20 protein-coding genes are annotated in these 20,979 nt (G+C 67.0%); 13 read left to right on the top strand and 7 right to left on the bottom strand.

Going from position 1 to position 20,979, the window contains the following annotated elements:
* Positions 1 to 50: 50 nt before the first annotated feature.
* Positions 51 to 1,541, bottom strand: a complete 1,491-nt coding sequence (locus N5D20_RS17625) for a transglutaminase domain-containing protein (RefSeq protein WP_279914762.1) — start codon at positions 1,539 to 1,541, stop codon at positions 51 to 53.
* A 132-nt stretch (positions 1,542 to 1,673) separates the two neighbouring features.
* Between N5D20_RS17625 and N5D20_RS17630 the strand changes: the two genes are divergently transcribed.
* From N5D20_RS17630 to N5D20_RS17655, 6 genes are all read left to right on the top strand, one after another.
* Complete coding sequence (locus N5D20_RS17630; protein ID WP_191850521.1) at positions 1,674 to 3,113, top strand: SH3 domain-containing protein; 1,440 nt, start codon at positions 1,674 to 1,676, stop codon at positions 3,111 to 3,113.
* Positions 3,110 to 4,204 carry a dipeptide epimerase gene (locus N5D20_RS17635; RefSeq protein WP_012478950.1) on the top strand — a complete coding sequence of 365 codons (1,095 nt, stop codon included), beginning with the start codon at positions 3,110 to 3,112 and terminating at the stop codon, positions 4,202 to 4,204. The genes N5D20_RS17630 and N5D20_RS17635 overlap by 4 nt, the downstream gene beginning before the upstream one ends.
* 358 nt (positions 4,205 to 4,562) lie before the next feature.
* Positions 4,563 to 5,411, top strand: a complete 849-nt coding sequence (locus N5D20_RS17640; protein ID WP_279914763.1) for a MurR/RpiR family transcriptional regulator — start codon at positions 4,563 to 4,565, stop codon at positions 5,409 to 5,411.
* A gap of 15 nt (positions 5,412 to 5,426) precedes the next feature.
* Positions 5,427 to 6,188, top strand: coding sequence for a L,D-transpeptidase family protein (locus N5D20_RS17645; RefSeq protein ID WP_109815303.1), 762 nt, complete (start codon positions 5,427 to 5,429; stop codon positions 6,186 to 6,188).
* Positions 6,185 to 7,486, top strand: coding sequence for an amino acid permease (locus N5D20_RS17650; RefSeq protein ID WP_010484214.1), 1,302 nt, complete (start codon positions 6,185 to 6,187; stop codon positions 7,484 to 7,486). Before N5D20_RS17645 ends, N5D20_RS17650 begins: the two co-directional genes overlap by 4 nt.
* 110 nt (positions 7,487 to 7,596) lie before the next feature.
* On the top strand, positions 7,597 to 7,920 hold the full coding sequence (locus N5D20_RS17655; protein WP_010484215.1) for a hypothetical protein: 324 nt from the start codon (positions 7,597 to 7,599) through the stop codon (positions 7,918 to 7,920).
* 107 nt (positions 7,921 to 8,027) lie between these two features.
* Here the strand turns inward: N5D20_RS17655 and yiaA are convergent, their stop codons facing one another.
* A complete protein-coding gene (gene yiaA / locus N5D20_RS17660; RefSeq protein WP_010484216.1) occupies positions 8,028 to 8,483 on the bottom strand; it encodes an inner membrane protein YiaA in 456 nt (151 codons plus the stop codon).
* A gap of 169 nt (positions 8,484 to 8,652) precedes the next feature.
* On the opposite strand from yiaA, the gene N5D20_RS17665 reads away from it, so the two are divergent.
* Positions 8,653 to 9,822: a PQQ-dependent sugar dehydrogenase gene (locus N5D20_RS17665; RefSeq protein ID WP_224328891.1), complete on the top strand. Its 1,170-nt coding sequence runs from the start codon at positions 8,653 to 8,655 to the stop codon at positions 9,820 to 9,822.
* 46 nt (positions 9,823 to 9,868) lie between these two features.
* On the opposite strand, the gene N5D20_RS17670 is transcribed toward N5D20_RS17665, so the two are convergent.
* The 4 genes from N5D20_RS17670 to folB all read right to left on the bottom strand — a co-directional run bounded on the left by N5D20_RS17670 (position 9,869) and on the right by folB (position 14,546).
* Positions 9,869 to 10,411, bottom strand: coding sequence for a hypothetical protein (locus N5D20_RS17670; protein WP_010484218.1), 543 nt, complete (start codon positions 10,409 to 10,411; stop codon positions 9,869 to 9,871).
* Positions 10,412 to 10,555: 144 nt separating this feature from the next.
* Complete coding sequence (locus tag N5D20_RS17675; protein ID WP_197654667.1) at positions 10,556 to 12,730, bottom strand: glycoside hydrolase family 3 N-terminal domain-containing protein; 2,175 nt, start codon at positions 12,728 to 12,730, stop codon at positions 10,556 to 10,558.
* Between the two features lie 128 nt (positions 12,731 to 12,858).
* Positions 12,859 to 14,130, bottom strand: coding sequence for a mechanosensitive ion channel domain-containing protein (locus tag N5D20_RS17680; protein WP_010484220.1), 1,272 nt, complete (start codon positions 14,128 to 14,130; stop codon positions 12,859 to 12,861).
* Between the two features lie 62 nt (positions 14,131 to 14,192).
* Positions 14,193 to 14,546 (bottom strand): dihydroneopterin aldolase, encoded by a 354-nt coding sequence (gene folB / locus N5D20_RS17685; protein ID WP_197654668.1) that lies wholly within the window; start codon positions 14,544 to 14,546, stop codon positions 14,193 to 14,195.
* 358 nt (positions 14,547 to 14,904) lie between these two features.
* On the opposite strand from folB, the gene N5D20_RS17690 reads away from it, so the two are divergent.
* Positions 14,905 to 15,570 (top strand): hypothetical protein, encoded by a 666-nt coding sequence (locus N5D20_RS17690; RefSeq protein WP_149500641.1) that lies wholly within the window; start codon positions 14,905 to 14,907, stop codon positions 15,568 to 15,570.
* 33 nt (positions 15,571 to 15,603) lie between these two features.
* Here N5D20_RS17690 and tsaD read toward each other — a convergent pair whose 3' ends face one another.
* Positions 15,604 to 16,629, bottom strand: a complete 1,026-nt coding sequence (gene tsaD / locus N5D20_RS17695) for a tRNA (adenosine(37)-N6)-threonylcarbamoyltransferase complex transferase subunit TsaD (protein ID WP_010484223.1) — start codon at positions 16,627 to 16,629, stop codon at positions 15,604 to 15,606.
* 166 nt (positions 16,630 to 16,795) lie between these two features.
* Between tsaD and rpsU the strand changes: the two genes are divergently transcribed.
* The 5 genes from rpsU (at position 16,796) to N5D20_RS17720 (ending at position 20,965) form a co-directional block, all read left to right on the top strand.
* Complete coding sequence (gene rpsU / locus N5D20_RS17700) at positions 16,796 to 17,011, top strand: 30S ribosomal protein S21 (RefSeq protein WP_002808376.1); 216 nt, start codon at positions 16,796 to 16,798, stop codon at positions 17,009 to 17,011.
* A gap of 133 nt (positions 17,012 to 17,144) precedes the next feature.
* Positions 17,145 to 17,588, top strand: coding sequence for a GatB/YqeY domain-containing protein (locus N5D20_RS17705; RefSeq protein WP_043400028.1), 444 nt, complete (start codon positions 17,145 to 17,147; stop codon positions 17,586 to 17,588).
* A 103-nt stretch (positions 17,589 to 17,691) separates the two neighbouring features.
* A complete protein-coding gene (locus N5D20_RS17710; RefSeq protein ID WP_019336363.1) occupies positions 17,692 to 18,636 on the top strand; it encodes a YihY/virulence factor BrkB family protein in 945 nt (314 codons plus the stop codon).
* Between the two features lie 60 nt (positions 18,637 to 18,696).
* Positions 18,697 to 20,436 (top strand): DNA primase, encoded by a 1,740-nt coding sequence (gene dnaG / locus N5D20_RS17715; protein WP_043400033.1) that lies wholly within the window; start codon positions 18,697 to 18,699, stop codon positions 20,434 to 20,436.
* Between the two features lie 28 nt (positions 20,437 to 20,464).
* Positions 20,465 to 20,965, top strand: a complete 501-nt coding sequence (locus N5D20_RS17720) for a protein tyrosine phosphatase family protein (RefSeq protein WP_010484227.1) — start codon at positions 20,465 to 20,467, stop codon at positions 20,963 to 20,965.
* Positions 20,966 to 20,979: the final 14 nt, after the last annotated feature.

The following is a 20,979-nucleotide window of genomic DNA, read 5'->3' on the forward strand; positions in this document are numbered from 1 at the left end:
CCCTGCTCTCTCCTGCAAGAATTGAATGGTGTGAGTTGCGATGTGTCGCGCTAGCGTTGCCCGGCTGGCAGTACCCGCCACTGGAAGTCGTAGCTCCATTGGTCGAAGTACAGGTTGCCGCCTGCCCACTCGGCCTCGCCGCGCTGCGAGTCGACCGTTTCCGAGCGGTAATGCTGCTTGGCCGGCACGAAGGGCTGGCCGAAATCGTCGTTGAAGGCGATGCGGTAGCCGTCGAGGCCACCCAGATAGAAATTGCGCAGTGCAGGCACATCGCTGGCGAGCGCGCCGGTGGTCACGTCCATCGGCAACCAGCCGTAGGGCGCCAGGTAGACCTGCCCCCAATCATGCAGGTTGTTGTAGCCACTGCCATCGTCGGAGAACACCATCCCCGACTGCCAGCGCGCGGGAATGCCGTTCATGCGTAGCAATGCGATCAGCAGCAGGGTCTGCTGGCCGCAGTCAGCATGGCCAGCGCGCAGGGCGTAATCGCTGATGTTGCTGAGCGTGGAGTATTCGCGCGCGCCCGCCCATGGAATGCGATCGACCGCTGAGAACAGCTTGCGCACTACTTCATACGGGCGCGCCTCGCCCTGCAGCACCTGGTCGGAGAACAGCTTCAGCGCGGGGGTGAAGCGCACATGCGGCAGCTGTTCGGCCAGGTAGGGCTTCAATGCGGGATCGTTCGGTGTGGCCTGCACCTTGGCGGGATCGATCGCGGTATGCCGCGCGAAGATCGTCACCGCGTAGCGGATCTCGAAGCGGGTCGGCTGCCCGGCCACCGCTTTGGCTTCCAGATAAGCGGTGCGCTGCAGGGTGCTGGCTGGCGCCATGCGTGCCTTACCGGGCGCGCTGCCCAGCCACTGCACCTGCTCCTGCTGGCCCGGAATCTCGCGCGGGTACGGAATCCAGGCGCGCACGGTTTCGCCGGCCGGTACGGCGTCGGCCTTCACCGTGAGCGACTGGGTGAATTCAATGCGCTGCGGCAGTACCGACGCCTGCCCACTCTGCTGGGCCGCGGCAAGCACGTGCGCGTGATGTGCATTGAGCACCTCGTTCGGGCCCGGCGCCGGCACCGGTGCATCCGCGCGGCGGCGTGCGCGTGCCTCATCGCTGAGCAGGAACAGGTTCGACGGTGCGCGCTTGAAGTACCAGCGCGTGCCGTCGATATCGAGGTGTTCAATCAGGCCGAGCTGGTCCCAGCGCGCGAATTCCTCGTCGGTGAGGTCGGGAATCCAGCGGCGCACGGCGGACTTGGCGGCGGTTTCGTCGAGGGAAAAATCCAGGCGGATGCGGCGCATGCGTTCTTCCTGGAACGCGATGTCGTCGAAACTGACGCCAGGCTCCGCCGCGTCGGCAGCCGACCAGGTGTTCAGTTCGCTGTGAGCTTCAAAGAACCGTCCCGCGTCGATCATCTGCACGACGCGCGCAAACTGGATGGCTGAGGGCGGCGGCTCCGCTCCCGCCGACCACGCCCACAGCAGCAGCGCGGCACAGAGACCGGCGGCGGCAGGCAGACACGGTTTGCGAACGGCAGACTCCACAGCGACACTTCCCCAGCGCGGGTGGTAACGGCTGTGTAACACGGGCCGGGATGCTGGTCAATAATTTATTCTTGATTTCGAAGCCAAAAGGAATAAATATTCCAACAGGCATTCGAGGAGGGTGTGCACCGCATGAGCCTGGCTTCCCGCGAACCGCGCCGGCGTTGGCCGCGCCGGTTGACCCTGGCCCTGTGCCTGCTGGCCGCCCCGGCCTTTGCACAGCCTCCCGTGGCACCCGATCCCGGCGCACCGCTGCCCTATGTGATCGGCCTGCACGAGGCCTACCTGACCCCGCAATACTGGGCCGCGCGCCTGGACAACGCCGATGCGCCGATCCTGAATCGCGCGCAGATCGAAGCACAGAACGCGCGGATGCGGGCACAGGACAGCCACATCCAGGACATCGCCGCACTGCCCGCCCAGCTTGATGCAGCGACGGTGCGTGCCAGCATCACCGCGCTGTCGAGTTGGCCCACCCGCGCCCTCTACAACGACAAGGGCCAGGCGATCGCGACCGCACTGCGCAGCGCGATCGAAGCCAACCTCGGCCTCGATGCGATTCCTGCCCAGGTGGCACCGGCCTACGGGCTGGTGGTGAAGCGCGCGGCACTGCGTACCTTCCCCACCCGCGAGCGGGTCTTCAGCACTGCCGGTGACACCGACATCGACCGCTTCCAGGAATCGGCACTGTTCCCCGGCGACAAGGTCGCGGTGGTCCATCGCAGTACCGATGGCCGTTGGCTGTTCGTGCACAGCGAGCGCTACAGCGCATGGATCGAGGCCGATGCCATCGCCAGCGGCGACAAGGCCACGGTGCTCGGCTATGGCACGAAGGGCCCGTACCGCATCGTCACCGGCGCCACCGCGCAGACCGCCTACACCCCGGAGGAACCGCGCGTCTCGCGCCTGCAGCTGGACATGGGCGTGCGCCTGCCGGTGCTGGCCGACTGGCCCGCTTCAGAACCCGTGAACGGCCAGCAGGCGCACGCGTCGTGGGTGGTGCAGCTGCCGGTGCGCGAGGCCAACGGGCGCCTGAAGCTGGTGCCGGCGCTGCTGCCGCGCTCGCAGGACACCGCCGCCGACTACCTGCCGCTGACCCCGCGCCTGCTGCTGCAGCAGGCCTTCAAGTTCCTGGGCGAACGCTACGGATGGGGCCACGACTACGACACCCGCGACTGCAGCGGGTTCGTTTCCGAGATCTACCGCAGCTTCGGCGTGCTGCTGCCGCGCAATACCAGTGCACAGGCGGTCAGCCCCGCGCTGGATCGCCTGCCCTTCACCGGCAAGGACGGCAAAGCGGTACGCGACCGCGCCGTCACCGACCTGCAGGTGGGCGACCTCGTCTACATTCCCGGGCACGTGATGATGGCCATCGGCCATGTCGACGGCCGCACCTGGGTGATCCACGATACGGCGGGCGGCAGCTGGTTCGGTACCGACGGCACGCGCGTACAGGCCCACCTCAATGGTGTTTCGGTCACGCCGCTGGAGCCGATGATGGCCAGCGATACCGTCCGCTACATCGACCGCATCACCAACATCCAGCGCCTGCGGGCCAAGACTCCTGAATGAAGATCACTGCCATCGAACTGGGCATGCTGCGCGTGCCGCTGAAGACGCCGTTCAAGACTGCCCTGCGCACGGTGGAAACCGTGGAAGACGTGGTGGTTCTGATCCGCACCGACACCGGCCACACCGGTTACGGTGAAGCCCCGGCCACTGCGGTGATCACCGGCGATACGCACGGCTCGATCATCGAAGCGATCCGCCACTTCATCGCCCCGCGCCTGATCGGCCAGGACGTGGTCAACCTCAACCATCTGTGCACGCTGGTGCAGACCGCGATGGAGCGCAACACCAGCGCCAAGGCCGCGGTGGAAATCGCGCTGTACGACCTGTGGGCGCAGCTGCACGGTGCGCCGCTATATCAGATGCTCGGTGGCGGCGACCCGGTGATTACCACCGACATCACCATCAGCGTGGACTACATCGACAAGATGGTGGCCGATTCGCTGTCGGCGATCGAGCGCGGCTTCGAGTCGCTGAAAATCAAAGTCGGCAAGGACATCGGCCTGGACATCGAACGGGTCAAGGCGATCCATGCGGCGGTGGAAGGCCGCGCCCTGCTGCGCCTGGACGCCAACCAGGGCTGGACCGCCAAGCAGGCGGTGCATGCGATGCGCACGCTGGAAGAGGCCGGCGTGGTACTGGAGCTGCTGGAGCAGCCGGTGAAGGCAGCGGACATCAGTGGCCTGAAGTACGTCACCGACCGCGTCAACACGCCGGTGATGGCCGACGAAAGCGTGTTCAGCCCCAGCCAGGTGATGGACCTGATCCAGCAGCGCGCGGCCGACATCATCAATATCAAGCTGATGAAGACCGGCGGCCTGTCCAACGCGATCCGCATCGCCGACATCGCCGGCATCTACGGCGTGCCATGCATGATCGGCTGCATGATCGAATCCAGCATCAGCGTTGCCGCCGCCGTGCACCTGGCGGTGGCCAAGAGCGATGTGATCACCAAGGTCGACCTGGACGGCCCGTCGCTGGGCCAGTTCGACCCGGTCAGCGGCGGCGTGCATTTCAACGAATCGGAGATCAGCATCAGCGATGTGCCGGGGTTGGGCATCACCGAAGTGCGTGGGCTGGAGATGCTGGGTTGATCTCTGCCTTGCGGCTGGCCTTGCGTGCCACTGACGTTGGGTCGGGCGTTGCTTTTCTTTTCGCGAAAAGAAAAGTAACCAAAAGAAACGCTCCGCCGACCGCGAGCCGGTGCTACGAACCGGTTCCCTGCGCTCCTCGGCCCGTCGAGGGACGGCGCGGGAACTCGCTACGCTCAGGCACCCGCGCCTCTTCGCCCTCGCCGGACCTGCGGTGCTCGGCTCGCTTGAAGGCGGACTCAACGTCAAAGGCAACAACTGCACTCCGTAACCTCTTCGCGGCTGGAACCCGCCCGACCCATTCCATGGCACGCTCTACGCTGCCAACCGCAACGCGCCTACACATGCCCGGACACCCCGCATGCCGCCCCTGCTGAAGATCCGTTCCGAGCGCGGGCAGATGTCGGCCATCGAGCGCCGTATCGCCGACTTCATCCTCGACAACGCCCACCTGCTGCGCGACTACTCGTCCCAGCAGCTGGCCAGCGCGTTGGGCATCAGCCAGTCCAGCGTGGTGAAGTTCAGCCAGAAGCTCGGCTTCAAGGGCTACCCGGACCTGAAGTACTCGATCGGCCAGGATGTGGCTCGCGCCGGTGCCAATCCACAACAGGCCCCCAGCGAACCCGACAGCGGCGATGACTACCTGCGCCTGGACGACGCCCTGCGCCGCAGCAAGGCGCAGGCCGAAGAGGAAACCCGCCAGGCCAACCCACGCGAGGAAATCGAGCGCATCGTCCAGCTGCTCGACGGCGCACCGAAGCTGTTCGTCCATGGCCTGGGTGACGATGGCCTGTTCGCCCGCGAGTTCGCCATGCGGCTGTCACTGCTCGGCCTGCTGGTAGTGCCGCATACCGACCCGATCCTGATGCTGGCCAATCTGTCGGCCGCGCGCCCGGGCGATGCGCTGCTGATGTTCTCCGAGTTCGGCAACCTGCCCCAGCTTTCGCAGCTGTCACGGCAGTTCCAGGACATGGGTGGCAAGGTGATTTCCATCACCCGCCACACCGCCAACCCGCTGCGCGCGCATGCTGATGCTGCGCTGGTGGTGTGTGCGCACGATCGCACGCCGCAGGTCGCGCAGCTGCTGTACCGTAGCGCCATGCACGCCCTGCTCGATTTCCTGTTCGTGCTGCTCTGCCACACCAATCCGGATCGCCAGCAGCAGCTGGCGGTGAACCTGGAGCGGATCGACCACCTGCTGGATTCCTGACCGGAGCACCTGTTGATGAAATCGCTGGTTCGCCTCGCTACCGCTGCGCTGCTGCTTGCTGCGGCGGTGTCCGTCCACGCCGCGCCGCTGGAGGGTGCGCGCCAGCTGATCGTGGTCACCAGCGATGGCTGGGACAGCACCCAGGGCCAGCTGCAGGCCTATGTGCGCGATGGCAAGGGCTGGCACGCGCATGGACAGGCGTTCCCGGTGGCGCTCGGCCGCACTGGCAGTGCCTGGGGCCTGGGCCTGCACCCGGCGCAGGCCGACGGCCCGCAGAAACAGGAAGGCGATGGCCGCAGCCCTGCGGGCGTGTTCGCGCTCGGCAGTGCGTTCGGCTATGCCGTCACCCGCCCGGGTACCGCAATGCCCTACCAGCCGATGCTGGACAGCAGCTACTGCATGGACGTACCCGGTTCACCGTTCTACAACCGCATCGTCGATGAAAGGAAAGTCGGCAGTGCGGCGATCAAGGGCTCCACCGAGCCCATGCGGCTGGACCTGCACAACAAGGGCGACGTGCGCTACCAGGAAGGCTTCGTGATCGCCCACAATCCGGACAACCAGCCGGGCAAGGGCAGCTGCATCTTCGCCCATCTGTGGCGCCAGCCGGGTGAGGCCACCGCCGGCTGCACCGCCATGCCGCAGGCGCGCATGCAGGCCCTGCTGAACTGGTTGCGGCCGCAGGATGCGCCGCGCTTCGTGCTGCTGCCGCGTGCCGAGTACACGCGCCTGCAGGCCCAGTGGCAACTGCCCGCACTGAGCGGAGACGCCCGTTGAGCGCGCAGGACGAACCGCAGCTGCAGCGCGCGGTCAGCCGCTGGCAGATCGTCGGCCTGTCGATCAACGATGTGATCGGCAGCGGCATCTACCTGCTGCCGGCCGCCACCGTCGCCCTGCTCGGTCCCTTCAGCCTGTGGGGCGTGGTCGCCGCCGGCATCGTGGTCGCGCTGCTGGTGCTGTGCTACGCGCAGGCCGCCAGCTACTTCGATGAACCCGGTGGCAGCTACCTGTATGCACGCGAGGCGTTCGGGCGATTCGCCGGGTTCGAGATCGGCTGGATGATCTGGTTGACCCGCATCAGTTCGGCGGCCGCACTGAGTAATGCACTGGCCGATGCGGTCGCGCGCTTCTGGCCGTGGGCCGGCGCCGGCATGGGCCGCATCGCGGTGATCGTGGTGTCGCTGGGCTTCCTCACCGGCGTCAACATCATCGGCGTGCGCTCGGCCGCGCGTACCGGCGTGGTGCTGGTGATCGGCAAGATGCTGCCGCTGCTGCTGTTCGTGGCCATCGGCGCGTTCTACATCGATCCGCAACTTGCGTTCTCCGGCCAGCGCCCGGACCCGCATGACCTGCAGCGCATGGGCGAAGCCGCGCTCCTGTTGCTGTACGCCTACGCGGGCTTCGAGAACATCCCGGCCGCGGCCGGCGAGTACCGCAATCCGCGCCGCGACATTCCGTTCGCGCTGATCACCATGATCATCACCGTCACCGTCATCTACGGCGCGGTGCAGGTGGTGGCGCAGGGCACGCTGGCCGGCCTGTCCAGCTCGGCCACGCCGCTGGCCGATGCCGCCGCCGGCTTCGGTGGCGAAGCGCTTGCGCTGATCCTGACGGTCGGCGCCACCATCTCCATCCTCGGCACCAACAGCAACACGATGATGATGGGCCCGCGCTTCCTGTTCGCGCTGGCCCGCGATGGCTACGGGCCGAAGATCCTGGCGCAGGTGCACCCACGCTTCCACACCCCGGCCGCCTCGATCCTCTGCCAGGGCCTGATCGCGCTCGGCCTGGCCCTGTCCGGTTCGTTCGTGCAGCTGGCCCTGCTGTCGATGACCACGCGCTTGTTCGCCTACATCGGAACGGCCGCTGCGGTGCTGGTGCTGGCCAAGCGCTACGCCGACCGGCCAGGTGCGCTGAAGCTGCCGGGTGGCCCGCTTATTCCGGTGCTGGCGCTGCTGCTGTGCCTGGCGCTGTTCGCCAGTGCCAGCTGGCAGAACATCGCCGCGGCACTGGTGGCGTTTGCCATCGGCGCGGTGATCTACAAGCTGCCGCGCAAGGATGCCGACGCCGGGTGATCGGTAACGCCGCGGCATGCCCGGCGGATTGATCTGGTTATCACGCTGCCGGACCGGGCCGTTAACCGCCACGCAGGCACGATCGGGCTTCGTCCACAACGGAGCCTTCCATGACCGAGTACCAGATCCCCGGCCGCGTACCGGACGACAGCACCCCGCGCGATGCGGTCAGCAACTACTGGCGCGAGCGCTACACGGCCGAGCCGTACTACGACGACCAGTTGTTCTTCGAGGACTACGAGCCTGCCTACCGTATCGGACATGCGGCTCGCGCACAGGACATGATCCGCGCCTACGAACAGGTCGAAGCCGAGCTGGAATCGCGCTGGGCCAATGAACGTGGCCGCAGCCGGCTGGAATGGGCGCAGGCGCGCGGTGCTGTGCGCCGTGGCTGGGAAGATGCACAGCTGGCGGATCCGCGGTTGAAGCGATAGCGCCATGCTCCTGTAGAGCCGAGCCCATGCTCGGCTCTCGCACCACGTCTGTAGAGTCGAGCCATGCTCGACTGAGCCGAGCATGGCTCGGCTCTACACCGGATCGATCACTCCTGTTCCGGCAGCGGCGGCACGCCTGCGCTGCGCTTGCTCTCACCGCCACCGGCGGCGATCAGGTCGCGGGTGTTCTTCTGCACCGCCACCGCACCGAACAGCGACAGCGCGTAGGCCATGCCATAGAAGCCCTTCTCGCTCGATGCCAGGGTGGCATTCCACAGCCCAACCAGCAGCAGCATCAGCGCCGACAGCAGCGCGAACCAGCACAGCGCGTAGTACAAACCACTCACCGGAATACCCTCGACGCGGTCACGCACACTCTTCTGCAGCGACACCGCCGCGAACAGGCCGAACAGCAGCAGGGTCAGGTAGTAGCCCTTCTCGTTGAGCGCCATCGTGGCGGCGTTGAACAGGCCGATCAGGTAGGCCGCCGCGCCCAGCAACAGGGCCACCCACGAGGCGGCGATGAAGGCGGTGGACGGCTTGTGGGGCATGGCAGTGTTCATTGCAGATCCTTGGCAGGCAGTCGGGCACGCGTTGCCCGGGCGTGCCCACCCTAGACGATCCCGCCGCCGTCGCACAGGGGGGCGCAGGACCTTCGGGCCACGACGATCACGCCTCCAGTGGTATACAAGGGACAGCCCGGCCATCCGCATCCCCGCCCTGGAGATACCCATGACCCGCATGCCCCTGCTGCTCGCCCTCGGCCTGGTGCCGATCCTCGCCACCTCCGCCTGCAATGCCGCCGACCCTGGCGCCAACGGCGCCCAGACCAGCGCGCCCGCAGCCTCCTCCACCGCCGACCAGCGCCCGTTCACCGCCACCGAAGTCAGCCGTTTTGACCAGCCGTGGGCGATGACCTTCCTGCCCGACGGCAGCCTGCTGGTCACCGAGAAGCGCGGCAAGCTGCAGCACCTGGATCTGGCCAGCGGCCAGAAGCACGAGATCACCGGCGTTCCGAAGGTCGCCTACGGTGGCCAGGGCGGTTTCGGCGACATCATCCTGCATCCCGATTTCGCCCGTAATCACGTTGTGTACCTCAGCTACGCCGAGGAAGGCACGCTGGACACCCGCGGTGCTGCCGTGGCCCGTGCCACGTTGGCGCTGGACGCCAACGGCGCCGGTCAGCTCAAGGACCTGAAGGTGATCTGGCGGCAGAGCCCCAAGGTCAGCGGTGAGGGTCACTACGGCCACCGCCTCGCTTTCGGCCCGGACGGCAAGCTGTGGATCAGCTCCAGCGAGCGGCAGAAGTTCGATCCGGCGCAGGACATGGGCGGCAACCTCGGCAAGATCATCCGCCTCAACGATGACGGCAGCCTGCCGGCCGACAACCCGTTCGCCTCGCAGGGCGGCGTGGCCGCGCAGGTGTGGTCGCTGGGCCACCGCAACATCCTCGGCATGGCCTTCGACGCCAACGGCAAGCTGTGGGCACACGAGATGGGCCCGGCCGGCGGCGACGAACTGAACCTGATCGTGCGCGGCGCCAACTACGGTTACCCGATCGTCTCCAACGGCGACCATTACGACGGCCGACCGATTCCTGACCACGAGACGCGTCCGGAATTCGCCGCCCCGAAGGTGACCTGGACGCCGGTGATCTCGCCGGCCGGCTTCGTGATCTACAGCGGCAGCCTGTTCCCGCAGTGGAAGGGCAGCGGCTTCATCGGTGGGCTGTCGTCGACCTCGCTGGTGCGTGTGGCGTTCGACGGCGACAGCGCGCGCGAGGCCGAACGCTTCAACATGGGCGAGCGCATCCGCGAAGTGGAACAGGGTCCGGATGGCGCGCTGTGGCTGCTGGAAGATGGCAGCAAGGCGCGCCTGTTGAAGCTGACGCCGAAGGCCTGATCGGCACCTTTTCCCGGAACGGCCCCGCATGCGGGGCCGTTTCCGTTTACTGGATGGTGATGACCTTCACCTCGGTCTTCGTGCAGGCCTGGTCCAGGCACTGCCCGTTCAACCACACCTGTCCATCGCCAATCATCACGCCCTGCTGGTTGACGAAGACCTTGCCGAAGTCCTGTTCGGACACCGCCTTGACCACCGCCGGGGTGATGATCTTCTCGTAGTTGCGCTGGAACTCACCGGGGCCGGTGATCTTCTTTCCGCCGCTGATGTTCAACGGGAAGTGCACTTCCTCGACCACGGCAGCACGATCACCGCCGACCACCGCGGTCTTGAACGCGTTGAACACCTTTTCGTACTGCGCCGCATCGCCAAGCAGCGACTCGATGCGCGCGCGTGCGTCTTCGGCGGGCGCTTCCGCTTCGGACGCGGCCGGTGCGGCGGCGGTGGGCTCAGCGGGGGGTGCCGCAGGCGTCGCTGCAGCACTGGCCTCCATCGGCGGCGGAGCATCCGCCGCAGGCTCGGCCGGCGGCGCCGGCTGCGAACAGGCGGCCAGCAACAGGGCGGGAATCAGACAGGCCATCCGGCGCATGCGCGCGCTCCATCGAAACAGGGAACCCGATGGTAGCGCCGGGCCACGCCCGGCGTGTTCGTGCAATGTGAGCACAGCAACACCGGGCGTGGCCCGGCGCTACCGCTTGCCGTAGATCCACGCCATGCGTGGATGAGGGCGCAATCAGCCCTTCAGCAGCTCGAACTGCACCGCTTCACCCGCCGCCGACGAGGCGCATACCCACACGTCGAACACGCCCGGCTCGGCGCGCAGCACGCCGTCGCGGCCGGTGAACGACAGCTGCTCGCGGGTGAGGGTGAACACCACCTCGGTCGACTCGCCCGGCTGCAGTGCCACCTTGCGGAAGTCCTTCAACTCACGCACAGGACGCACGCGGCTGGCCACGCGGTCATGGATGTACAACTGCACCACTTCCTCGCCGGCCACATCACCGCTGTTGGTCAGCGTGGTGGTGAGGGTCAGGGTGTCGTCCCAGCCCAACTGCGCCGCGCTGAGCTGCGGCACGCCGTAGGCGAAGCTGGTGTAGCCGATACCATGGCCGAACGGGTACAGCGGTTCGTTCGGAATCTCGCGCCAACGGGCCTTGAACTCCGACATGGTCGGCAGTTCCGGGCGACCGGTGCGCGGGTGGTTGTAGAAGTACGGCTGCTGGCCGGATACCTGCGGGAAGCTGACCGGCAGGCGGCCGGACGGACTGTAGTCGCCGAACAGCACATCGGCCACAGCGTGGCCGGTCTGCGTGCCCAGGTACCAGGTCACCGCCACCGCCTGTGCATTGCGCACCGCGCCCTGCAGCGCCAGCGCGCGGCCATTGCGCAGCAGCACCACCAGCGGCTTGCCGGTCATCGCCACGGCCTCGGCCAGCGCCTGCTGGGCCGGCGGCAGGGTGATCTCCACGCGCGACTGCGCTTCACCGCTGTAGCGCTGCGGTTCGCCCAGCGCCAGCACCACCACGTCGGCGCGCAGAGCGGCAGCCACGGCTGCTTCGGTGCCGCCCGGAATGGCAGTTTCCAGTTCGCAGCCCGGCACGATTTCCAGCAGCGCTTCGTCACCGATGGCGGCACGGACGCCGGTTTCCAGATCCACGTAGCGCTGCTTGTCACCGAACAGCGTCCAGCAGCCTTCAATGTTCTCGCGGTCCTGCACGAACGGGCCGATCAGCGCGATTTTCTGCCCGGTCTTCTGCAGCGGCAGCACGTTGTCGCGGTTGTTCAGCAGCACGATCGAACGGCGCGCGGCGTCGCGCGACAGTTCGTCATGCGCGGCGAGGTGCGAGGTATCCGCTTCGCGCGCCGGGTCCAGCGAACGGTACGGGTCGTCGAACAGGCCGATGGTTTCCTTCAGCCACAGGATGCGGCGCACGCCCTCATCCAGCACCGCCATTGGCACCTCGCCGCTCTCGACCAGGCCCGGCAGGTGCTCGGCGTAGAAGCCGCTCTGCATGCTCAGGTCCAGGCCGGCGGTGAATGCCTTGGCGGTGGCATCGCGATCGTCGGCGGCATAGCCGTGCGCGACCAGTTCCATGTCGGCGGTGTAATCGGAGATCACCACGCCCGGGAACTTCCATTCGCCGCGCAGGATGTCGGTCAGCAGTTCGGCATTGGCGCTGGCCGGCACGCCGTTGATGTCGTTGAACGAGGACATCACGGTGATCGCGCCGGCGTCGAAGGCGGCCTTGAACGGCGGCAGGTGCACGTCGCGCAGGGTCTGCGGCGAGATGTCCACCATGTTGTATTCCATGCCGGCCATCACCGCGCCATAGGCGGCGAAGTGCTTCGGCGTGGCCAGCAGCGAATCGGCGGCACGCAGATCGCCGCCCTGGAAGCCGCGCACGCGGGCGGCGGCGAACGCACAGCCCAGCACCACGTCCTCACCGGCACCTTCGGCGCCACGGCCCCAGCGCTGGTCGCGGGCGATGTCCACGGCCGGGGCATAGGTCCAGTGCAGGCCGGCAGCGGTGGCCTCGATGGCAGTGGCACGCGCGGTGCGCTCGGCCAGGTCCGGTTCGAAGCTGGCGGCCTCGCCCAGCGGGATCGGGAACACGGTGCGCATGCCGTGGATGACGTCGGCAGCCAGGATCACCGGGATGCCCAGGCGGCTCTCCTCGGTGGCGACCTGCTGGATGCGGCGGCCCAGCTCGGCGCCGACACCATTGAACAGGGACCCGACCTTGCCCTCGCGCACCTGCTGCAGCACCTGGTCGGCATTGCGCACGTTGGCTTCCGGGTTCACGTCCGGGGCGAACGGGCGGACCATGTCTGCGAAGACACCCAGCTGGCCGACCTTTTCCTCGACGGTCATCTGGGCAATGAGGGATTCGATGCGATCGGAGGCCACCGGCAGTCCTTGATGAAAACGTTTACAAGCCCGGCATTCTAGCGATCCCGAGCCGTTTGGCGAGAGGTTTCTTCATTCAGTTTCAGCCACCAGCGGGGACCGTATGGCCCCGCCGGGGGCACCGCAGCTTACTCCGAGCCGGCCAACTGGCGCTGCCCGGCCATCAACATGGCGTCGCTGGAGGCCTGGAACACCCGCAGGCCAAACGCCGGCAGGATCGCCAACAGGTGGTCGAAGATGTCCGACTGCACCGCCTCGTACTCGCCCCAGGCAGTGCTGCGGGTGAAGCAGTACAGCTCCAGCGGCAGGCCCTCGGTGGTCGGCTGCAGCTGCCGCACCAGCAGGGTCATGTCGGTGTGGATGCCCGGGTGGCTGCGCAGGTAGCGCTCCACGTAGGCGCGGAAGGTGCCCAGGTTGGTCACGCGGCGGCTGTTGACCTCGGCCACGCCCTGCTCGCGCAGGCGCCCGTTCCACTGCCCCAGTTCCTGTTCCTTGTCCTGCAGGTAGTCGCGCAGCAGCGCGAACTGGCCGAGGAAGGCCAGGTCGCCCTCGTCCAGGAATCCGACGCTGTGCTGGTCCAGGTACAGCGCGCGCTTGATGCGGCGGCCACCGGCCTCCTGCATGCCGCGCCAGTTCTTGAACGACTCGGTCACCAGCTTCTTGGTCGGGATGGTGGTGATGGTCTTGTCGAAGTTCTGCACGGTGATGGTGTGCAGGGCGATGTCGATCACATCACCATCGGCGTTCTGGCTGGGCATCTCGATCCAGTCGCCGATGCGCACGCGGCCATCGCCGCTGATCTGCACGCTGGCCACCAGCGACAGGATGGTGTCCTGGAAGATCAGCATCAGCACCGCGGTGGCCGCGCCCAGGCCGGTGACCAGTGGCCCCAGGGCGACCCCCAGCAGGGTGGCGATGATGGACAGGCCGGCGGCCACGAACACCACGATCTTGACTACCTGCAGGTAGCCCTTGATCGGCTTGTTGCGCGCGTCGGGCTTGCGCTCGTACAGGCTGTTGGCCGCGTCCAGCGCATGCGAGAACGCCATCGACACGGTCAGTACCGCCCACACGATGCACAGCTTGATGATGACGTTGACCAGGCCGGGCGGCAGATCTGGGATCAGAGTGATGCCCGAGGCGATCACCTGGCTGGGCACCACGTTGGACAGGCGCGAAATGACCCGCATCAAATGGCTGCCACGCCCGGACTCGGCACCCGGCAGGCGCTGCAGCAGGCGCCGCAGGCCACGCACCAGGATGCGCTTGGTCACCCAGTTGGCCAGGCCCGCTGCGATCAGCAGCGCCGAGATCATCAACGCCAGGTAGGCGCCGGGATAGGGTTCCAGTGTGTTCTGCAGCTTTTCCAGCCACTGTACCGCCACCACCGCGTCCACCATCAGTTGTCTCCTTCTTCCTTCATTGCTGTTGAGGTTGCCGGCCAGCGGCCGGCACTACAGGGTCAGTCCCGCGTGCGCTCGATGATCACGCCTACCGCGCGCGCGCCGCGCACCGCGCCGGGCTTGCTCAGCTTCAGGCGCAGCCACTTCACGTCGAATTCGATCAGTACGATCTGCGCGCAACGCTCGGCCAGGGTCTCGACCAGACCGAATTCCGATTCGCGCACGAACTGCTCCAGGCGCTTGCTCACCGCCTTGTAGTTCAGGGTGTGGGCGATGTCATCGGTAGCCGCAGGGCGACGGTTGTCGAAGCCCATTTCCAGGTCGAACACCAGGTCCTGGCGGATCCGTCGCTCCCAATCGTAGATACCGATCAGGGCGTCGATCGTCAGCCCCTCGATGAAAACCTTGTCCATTGCGCTTACCCGCCCGAATACAGGGGGCCATGGTAACGGCACGGCGGTGACCCTGCCCGGAACGGGCGATGGGTGGCCGGCACGGGGCGGGCCCGGAAAAGACAAAGGGCCCCGCTAGCAGGGCCCTTTGGTACTACCGTTTGTCCCCAGGGGGAGCTGGAATCCAGCCGCGAGTCCCGGTGGCGCAGGCACGCAGATTAGGCAAGGACCAGATCGCCGGTCAAGGCCAATTCCGACAGGGCAGGTCAGGTATTCGCCCGAGGCGAAACGCAGGAAATCAGCCGCGCGGACAACTACGTTCCCTGATGGTGGTCGCCGCCCACTCTCGCGAACATTGAGCCCTCCTTCACCACCGCACATGACGATGGCTCCATACGATGTACTGCGGCGCGCGTTGTCAGCGGAGCGCCTGTCGACTTACGAGAGAATCGCATCGACCTGCAGCCCTGACGTCACTGCCGATTCCCTGTATCTCTGGAACATGCGGATGTGCGGTGCGCTGATGATGCCGGTCCATCTGTGCGAGGTGGTCATTCGCAACGCCGCTGCAGCTGTGCTTACCCGACAGCACGGCCCGCGTTGGCCGTGGAATGATGCCTTCCGACGCAGACTGCCAACTTCATCCAGTACTTCTCCACGCACGGCACTGGAACAACTTGCCAGCCGCGCAACCGATACACCTGAGATCGTCGCCAACCTGCCAATGGTGTTCTGGCAGCAGCTCTTTACATGTCGCTTCGACTCCACCCTGTGGATACCCGCACTTGGTGGGGTTCTACGTCATGCGCCTTCGGCACATCCCAGTGTCATCAGGAAAGCCATCCACGCAGACATTGGACGCATCCGCCACCTGCGCAACCGGATCGCGCACCACGAACCCATCCTGGAACGCGACCTCGGTGCCGACCTGGCCGCGATCGGGCGGCTGATCCACGCCCGCTGCCCGCACACCCTGGGCTGGCTGCAGCGCCATGAGCGGGCGACGACCGTGTTGGCGGCGTCGCCGTTGGCAGGGCGTCGGTAATACGTCCGCCCGGCGTGGCCCGGCGCTGCCGGATCAGACCGCCGGCAGGGTCGCCATGTCCCAGCGCGGGGTCACGTCCACCTTCGGCGGGCTGTGCTGGCCGGCCTGCAGGCGCAGCGCGCCAGCGAAGGCGATCATCGCGCCGTTGTCGGTGCACAGCGCGGGGCGCGGGAAACAGGCGCGGCCGCCCAGGCGCTCGGCCATCTGCTGCAGGCGCGCGCGCAGGCGCTTGTTGGCGCCCACGCCGCCAGCCACCACGATCACGTTGGTCCCGGCCGCTTCCAGCGCGCGCTCGCACTTGATCGACAGGGTCTCGACCACCGCGTCTTCAAAGCCACGGGCGATGTCGGCGCGGGTCTGTTCGCTCTGGTCGCTGTCGCGCCAGGCCATCAGCACCTGTGTCTTCAGGCCGGAGAAACTGAAATCCAGCCCGGGGCGGTCGGTCATCGGCCGCGCGAAGCGGTACGCGCCCGGCGTGCCCTGCTCGGCCAGCCTGGCCAGCTGGGGACCACCCGGGTACGGCAGGCCCATCAGCTTGGCGGTCTTGTCGAAGGCCTCGCCGGCCGCATCGTCCAGGGTCTCGCCCAGCAGGCGGTACTGGCCGATGGCGTCCACGGCCACCAGCTGGGTATGGCCGCCGGACACCAGCAGCGCCACGAACGGCGCTTCCGGCGGATCGTCTTCCATCAGCGGGGCCAGCAGGTGGCCTTCCATATGGTGTACGCCTACCGCCGGCACCTCCAGCGCCCAGGCCAGCGAGCGGGCCACGCCGGCGCCCACCAGCAGCGCGCCGACCAGGCCCGGACCCGCCGTATAGGCCACCCCGTCGATGTCGTCTACGCCCAGACCGGCGTCGGCCAGGGTCTGGCGCACCAGCGGCAGCAGCTTGCGGACGTGGTCGCGGCTGGCCAGCTCGGGCACTACACCGCCGTACTCGGCATGCAGGGCGATCTGGCTGTAGACCGCGTGGGCGCGCAGGGCCGCGCTGCCGGCCAGGTCGGTGTCATACACCGCCACGCCGGTCTCATCACAGGAAGATTCGATGCCAAGGACTCGCATGCCTGCTATTATGACGCCCCTGCCGCCCCCTCGGGGGATGTGCAGATCTCACTGCTTTCGAACTTCCGGCCCGTATTCAGGGTTGGCCGCTTGCAGTTTGTCTATTCGCCGCTATAATGTGCGGCTCGCCGGGCGTGACCCGGTTCTACTGTGTCCCGGAGATTCCATGCCCAGCGTCAAAGTCCGCGAGAACGAGCCCTTCGAGTTTGCTCTTCGCCGCTTCAAGCGCACTTGCGAAAAGGCCGGTGTGCTGGCCGAAACCCGCAAGCGCGAGTTCTACGAAAAGCCGACCCAGGAGCGCAAGCGCAAGGCCGCCGCTGCTGTGAAGCGTCAGCTGCGCCGCTCGTCGCGCGACGTCACCAAGCGTCAGCGCCTGTACTGATCGGACGCATCTTCATTGCGGCGGGCTTGCCTGTCGCGATGGAGCCGAAGCCGGCACGCGCGAGCGTCGCCGGCTTTTTGCGTTTCCGGGTTCGGGCATCCGCCCCGCCCCACCTACCACCACGAGGTTCCTCATGAGCATGAAGCAGCAGCTCACCGAAGACATGAAGGCCGCCATGAAGGCGGGCGAGAAGCACAAGCTGGGCGTGATCCGCCTGATCAATGCCGCCATCAAGCAGCGCGAAGTGGACGAGCGCATTGAACTGGATGACACCGCCGTGATCGCCGTGCTCGACAAGATGGTCAAGCAGCGCAAGGACTCGGTCAACCAGTACGAGGCCGCCAACCGCGAGGACCTGGCCGAGATCGAGCGCGCCGAGATCGTGGTCATCGAAGCCTACCTGCCGGCGAAGATGGGCGAGGCCGAGATCGTGGCCGCCATCCAGGCCGCCATTGCCGAGACCGGCGCCTCCGGCCCGGCCGACATGGGCAAGCTGATGGGTGCGCTGAAGCCCAAGCTCGCCGGCCAGGCCGACATGGGCCTGGTATCCAAGCTGGTCAAGCAGCTGCTGGCATAAGCCATTGCCGGGGTCGGATCCCTTTCGCATCGCGGAAGGGCTCTGACCCCATTGATGCATCCGCTTCACCGCACCTTCGACCCCCGGCTGCTACAACATCCCCATGGTCGAGCAATCCAACGCCCCCACCGGCTCGCGTCCCCACGGCTTCCCCGCACGGCTTCGCCACTACGCTGACCGCCTGCAGGACAGCTTCCCGATGGCGGTCGCCAAGCGCTTCGTCGAAATCGATGTACTGACCCAGGCCGCCTCGGTCTCCTTCTACGCCCTGCTGTCGATGGCGCCGCTGCTGGTGCTGCTGTTGTGGCTGACTGCCTCGCTGTACCCGCCTGCACAACAGACGTTGATCAGCCAGATTGGCTCGGTGGCCGGCAGCAGCGTGGCCAGCGTCGCCGACACCGTGCTGCACAACGCCAACAGCCAGCCCAGCGTGGGTTCGCTGGCCGGGCTGTGGAGCACACTGCTGCTGTTCATCGGCGCCACCGCCGTGTTCGCCCAGCTGCAGAACGCGCTGAACCGGATCTTCCACACCAGCGGCCAGCGCCTGGAAGGCGTCAAGGCCTGGCTGCGCAAGCGCGTGTTCTCGTTCGGCGTGGTGCTGGCACTGGGCTTCCTGCTGATCCTCTCGATGACCGCCACCACTGCACTGCAGGTGGTGTTCGCGCAGCTGCCCTCGGTGCTGCCGGCGATCGGCTACCTGACCTCGCTGCTGCTCTACACGCTGGCCTTCGCCTTCCTCTACCACTACCTGCCGGACCGCCGCGTGGCGTGGCGCCAGGCCTTCATCGGCGGCGCCATCACCTCGGTGCTGTTCACCTTGGGCCGGTATGGCATCGGCGTCTACATCGCCACCGTGGCCCCGGGCAGCGCTTACGGCTCGATGGGTGCGCTGGTGATCGCACTGGTGTGGATCTACTACGCCACCGCCGTGTTCTTCGTCGGCGCGCTGATGACCGCGGTGATCGACGAGCGCCTGCATGCACGGGCTCAGCTGGCCAAGGCCGGGGTCGAGGCCGAACAGGCCAGTCCCGGCGTCGCCAGCGAGTAAACTAGGGGAACCTGCCGCCCCTGCTGCGCGCCCTGGCGGCCGCGCCCCGTTCTGTTGCCCATGGCCCGTATCCCCGACGCTTTCATCGACGATCTGCTCGCCCGCTCCGACATCGTCGAGGTGGTGGGCAGCCGCGTGCCGTTGAAGCGACAGGGCAAGGAATATGCAGCGCGCTGCCCGTTCCATGACGAGCGCTCGGCGTCGTTCACGGTCTCGCCCACCAAGCAGTTCTATCACTGCTTCGGTTGCGGCGCGCACGGCACCGCGATCAGCTTCCTGATGAACTACGACCGCCTCGAGTTCCTCGACGCGGTGGATGAACTGGCCAAGCGCGCAGGCATGGAAGTGCCGCGCAGCGAGAACCCACGCAGCCCCCAGCAGCAGGACGACAGCCGCGAGCTGTATTCGGCGCTTGAGGCGGCCACGAAGTTCTTCCAGAGCAACCTGCAGGGCAGCGAAAAGGCACGCAGCTACCTGGATGGGCGTGGCGTGGACGAAGAGAACCGCGCACGCTTCCAGATCGGCTACGCGCCGGATGGGTACAGCGGCCTGCGCGATGCGCTCGGCAAGGACGAGCGGCGCATGAAGCTGCTCGACCGCGCCGGCCTGTTCTCCAAGAACGACCGCGGCCACGTCTACGACAAGTTCCGCGACCGGGTGATGTTCCCGATCTTCGACCGTCGTGGCCGGGTGATCGCCTTCGGCGGCCGCGTGTTCGAGAAGGACGACGGCCCCAAGTATCTCAACTCGCCCGAAACCGCGCTGTTCCACAAGGGCCGCGAACTGTACGGCCTGTGGCAGGTGCGCCAGGCCAACCAGAAGATCGAGCGGCTGATCGTGGTCGAGGGCTACATGGACGTGGTCTCGCTGTTCCAGTTCGGCGTCACCCAGGCGGTGGCGACGCTGGGCACGGCGACCACGCCGGACCATGCCGAGCTCTTGTTCCGCAACGCGCCGGACGTGTTCTTCTGCTTCGACGGCGACGCCGCCGGCCGCCGTGCCGGCTGGAAGGCGCTGGAGTCGGTGCTGCCGCGCATGAAGGATGGCCGTCAGGCCTTCTTCCTGTTCCTGCCCGATGGCGAGGACCCGGACACCATCGTGCGCAAGGAAGGCGCCGAGGCCTTCAACGAACGCCTGAAGCAGGCCACGCCGCTGTCGCAGTTCTTCTTCGACGAGCTGACCCGCGAGATCAACCTGGGCACGCTGGACGGCAAGGCGCGCCTGGCCGAGCGGGCCAAGCCGATGCTGGCGCAGATTCCCGACGGTGCCTTCGGCGACCTGATGAAGCAGCAGCTGGCGCAGCTGACCGGCCTCGGCGGCAACGCCCAGGCTGCACGCGCTTCGATGCCTCAGCGCCAGCCGGCACGCACTATTCAACCGGTGGCCAAGCGCAGCCTGGTGCGCGGCGCGATCGCCGTGCTGCTGCAGCAGCCGTCGCTGGCGCTGACCCTGGGCGGCAAGCACCACTTCCAGGGCCTGCGCCTGCCGGGCGTGGAGCTGCTGCTGGAGCTGCTGGGGCTGGTCGAACAGCGCCCGGACATCAGCACCGGCGCCCTGTTGGAACACTTCGACGGCCGCGAGGAACAGGCCTCGTTGCATACGCTGGCGGCACAGACGCTGCCCGGCACCGAGGCCAGCTGGACCCAGGAACTGCATGACGCGGTGGCCCAGCTGGAAAAACAGCTGCTGGTGCAACGTCTGGAGGAGTTGTTGGCAAAGCAGCGCCAACAGGGTCTGGACGATACTGACAAATACGAACTGCGCGAGCTGTTGAAGGCCCGCGCCGGGCTGCGCCTGTAGAGGGGCAGACGCTTTCACGGAGAGGACCATGCTGCTGCGCCTGACCTGCCTGCTGTTGTTGTCGCTCTGCCTGCCGCTGGCCGTCCTGGCCGCGGATACCCCGCTCAATGAAGTCCGCCCCGGCCTGTATGCCGGCGGCCAGCCCAGTGCCGCACAGCTGCGCGAACTGGCTGCACAGGGGGTGCGCACGGTGATCGACCTGCGCCAGCCCGACGAAGACCGCGGTTTCGATGAAACCCACGTGGCCGAATCGCTGGGCCTGCGCTATGTGCGCATTCCGGTGGCCGGCGCAGAGGGGCTGGATGCGGCCAATGTGCGCGCCGTGCATCAGGCCCTGCGGCAAAGCCAGGGACCGGTGCTGCTGCACTGCGCCTCCGGCAACCGTGCCGGTGCCGTGCTCGGCTTGGTCAATGCACGTTACGAACACGCCAGCCCGGAACAGGCCCTGCAGCTCGGCCAGCGTGCCGGCCTGAAGTCGCTGGAAGCCGCCACCCGCCAGCGCCTGGCCACGCCATCCATTTCGCCCTGACTCCACCGCACCAA

The organism is Stenotrophomonas sp. GD03877, assembly GCF_029840555.1.
In the GTDB taxonomy this organism is placed as follows: domain Bacteria; phylum Pseudomonadota; class Gammaproteobacteria; order Xanthomonadales; family Xanthomonadaceae; genus Stenotrophomonas; species Stenotrophomonas geniculata.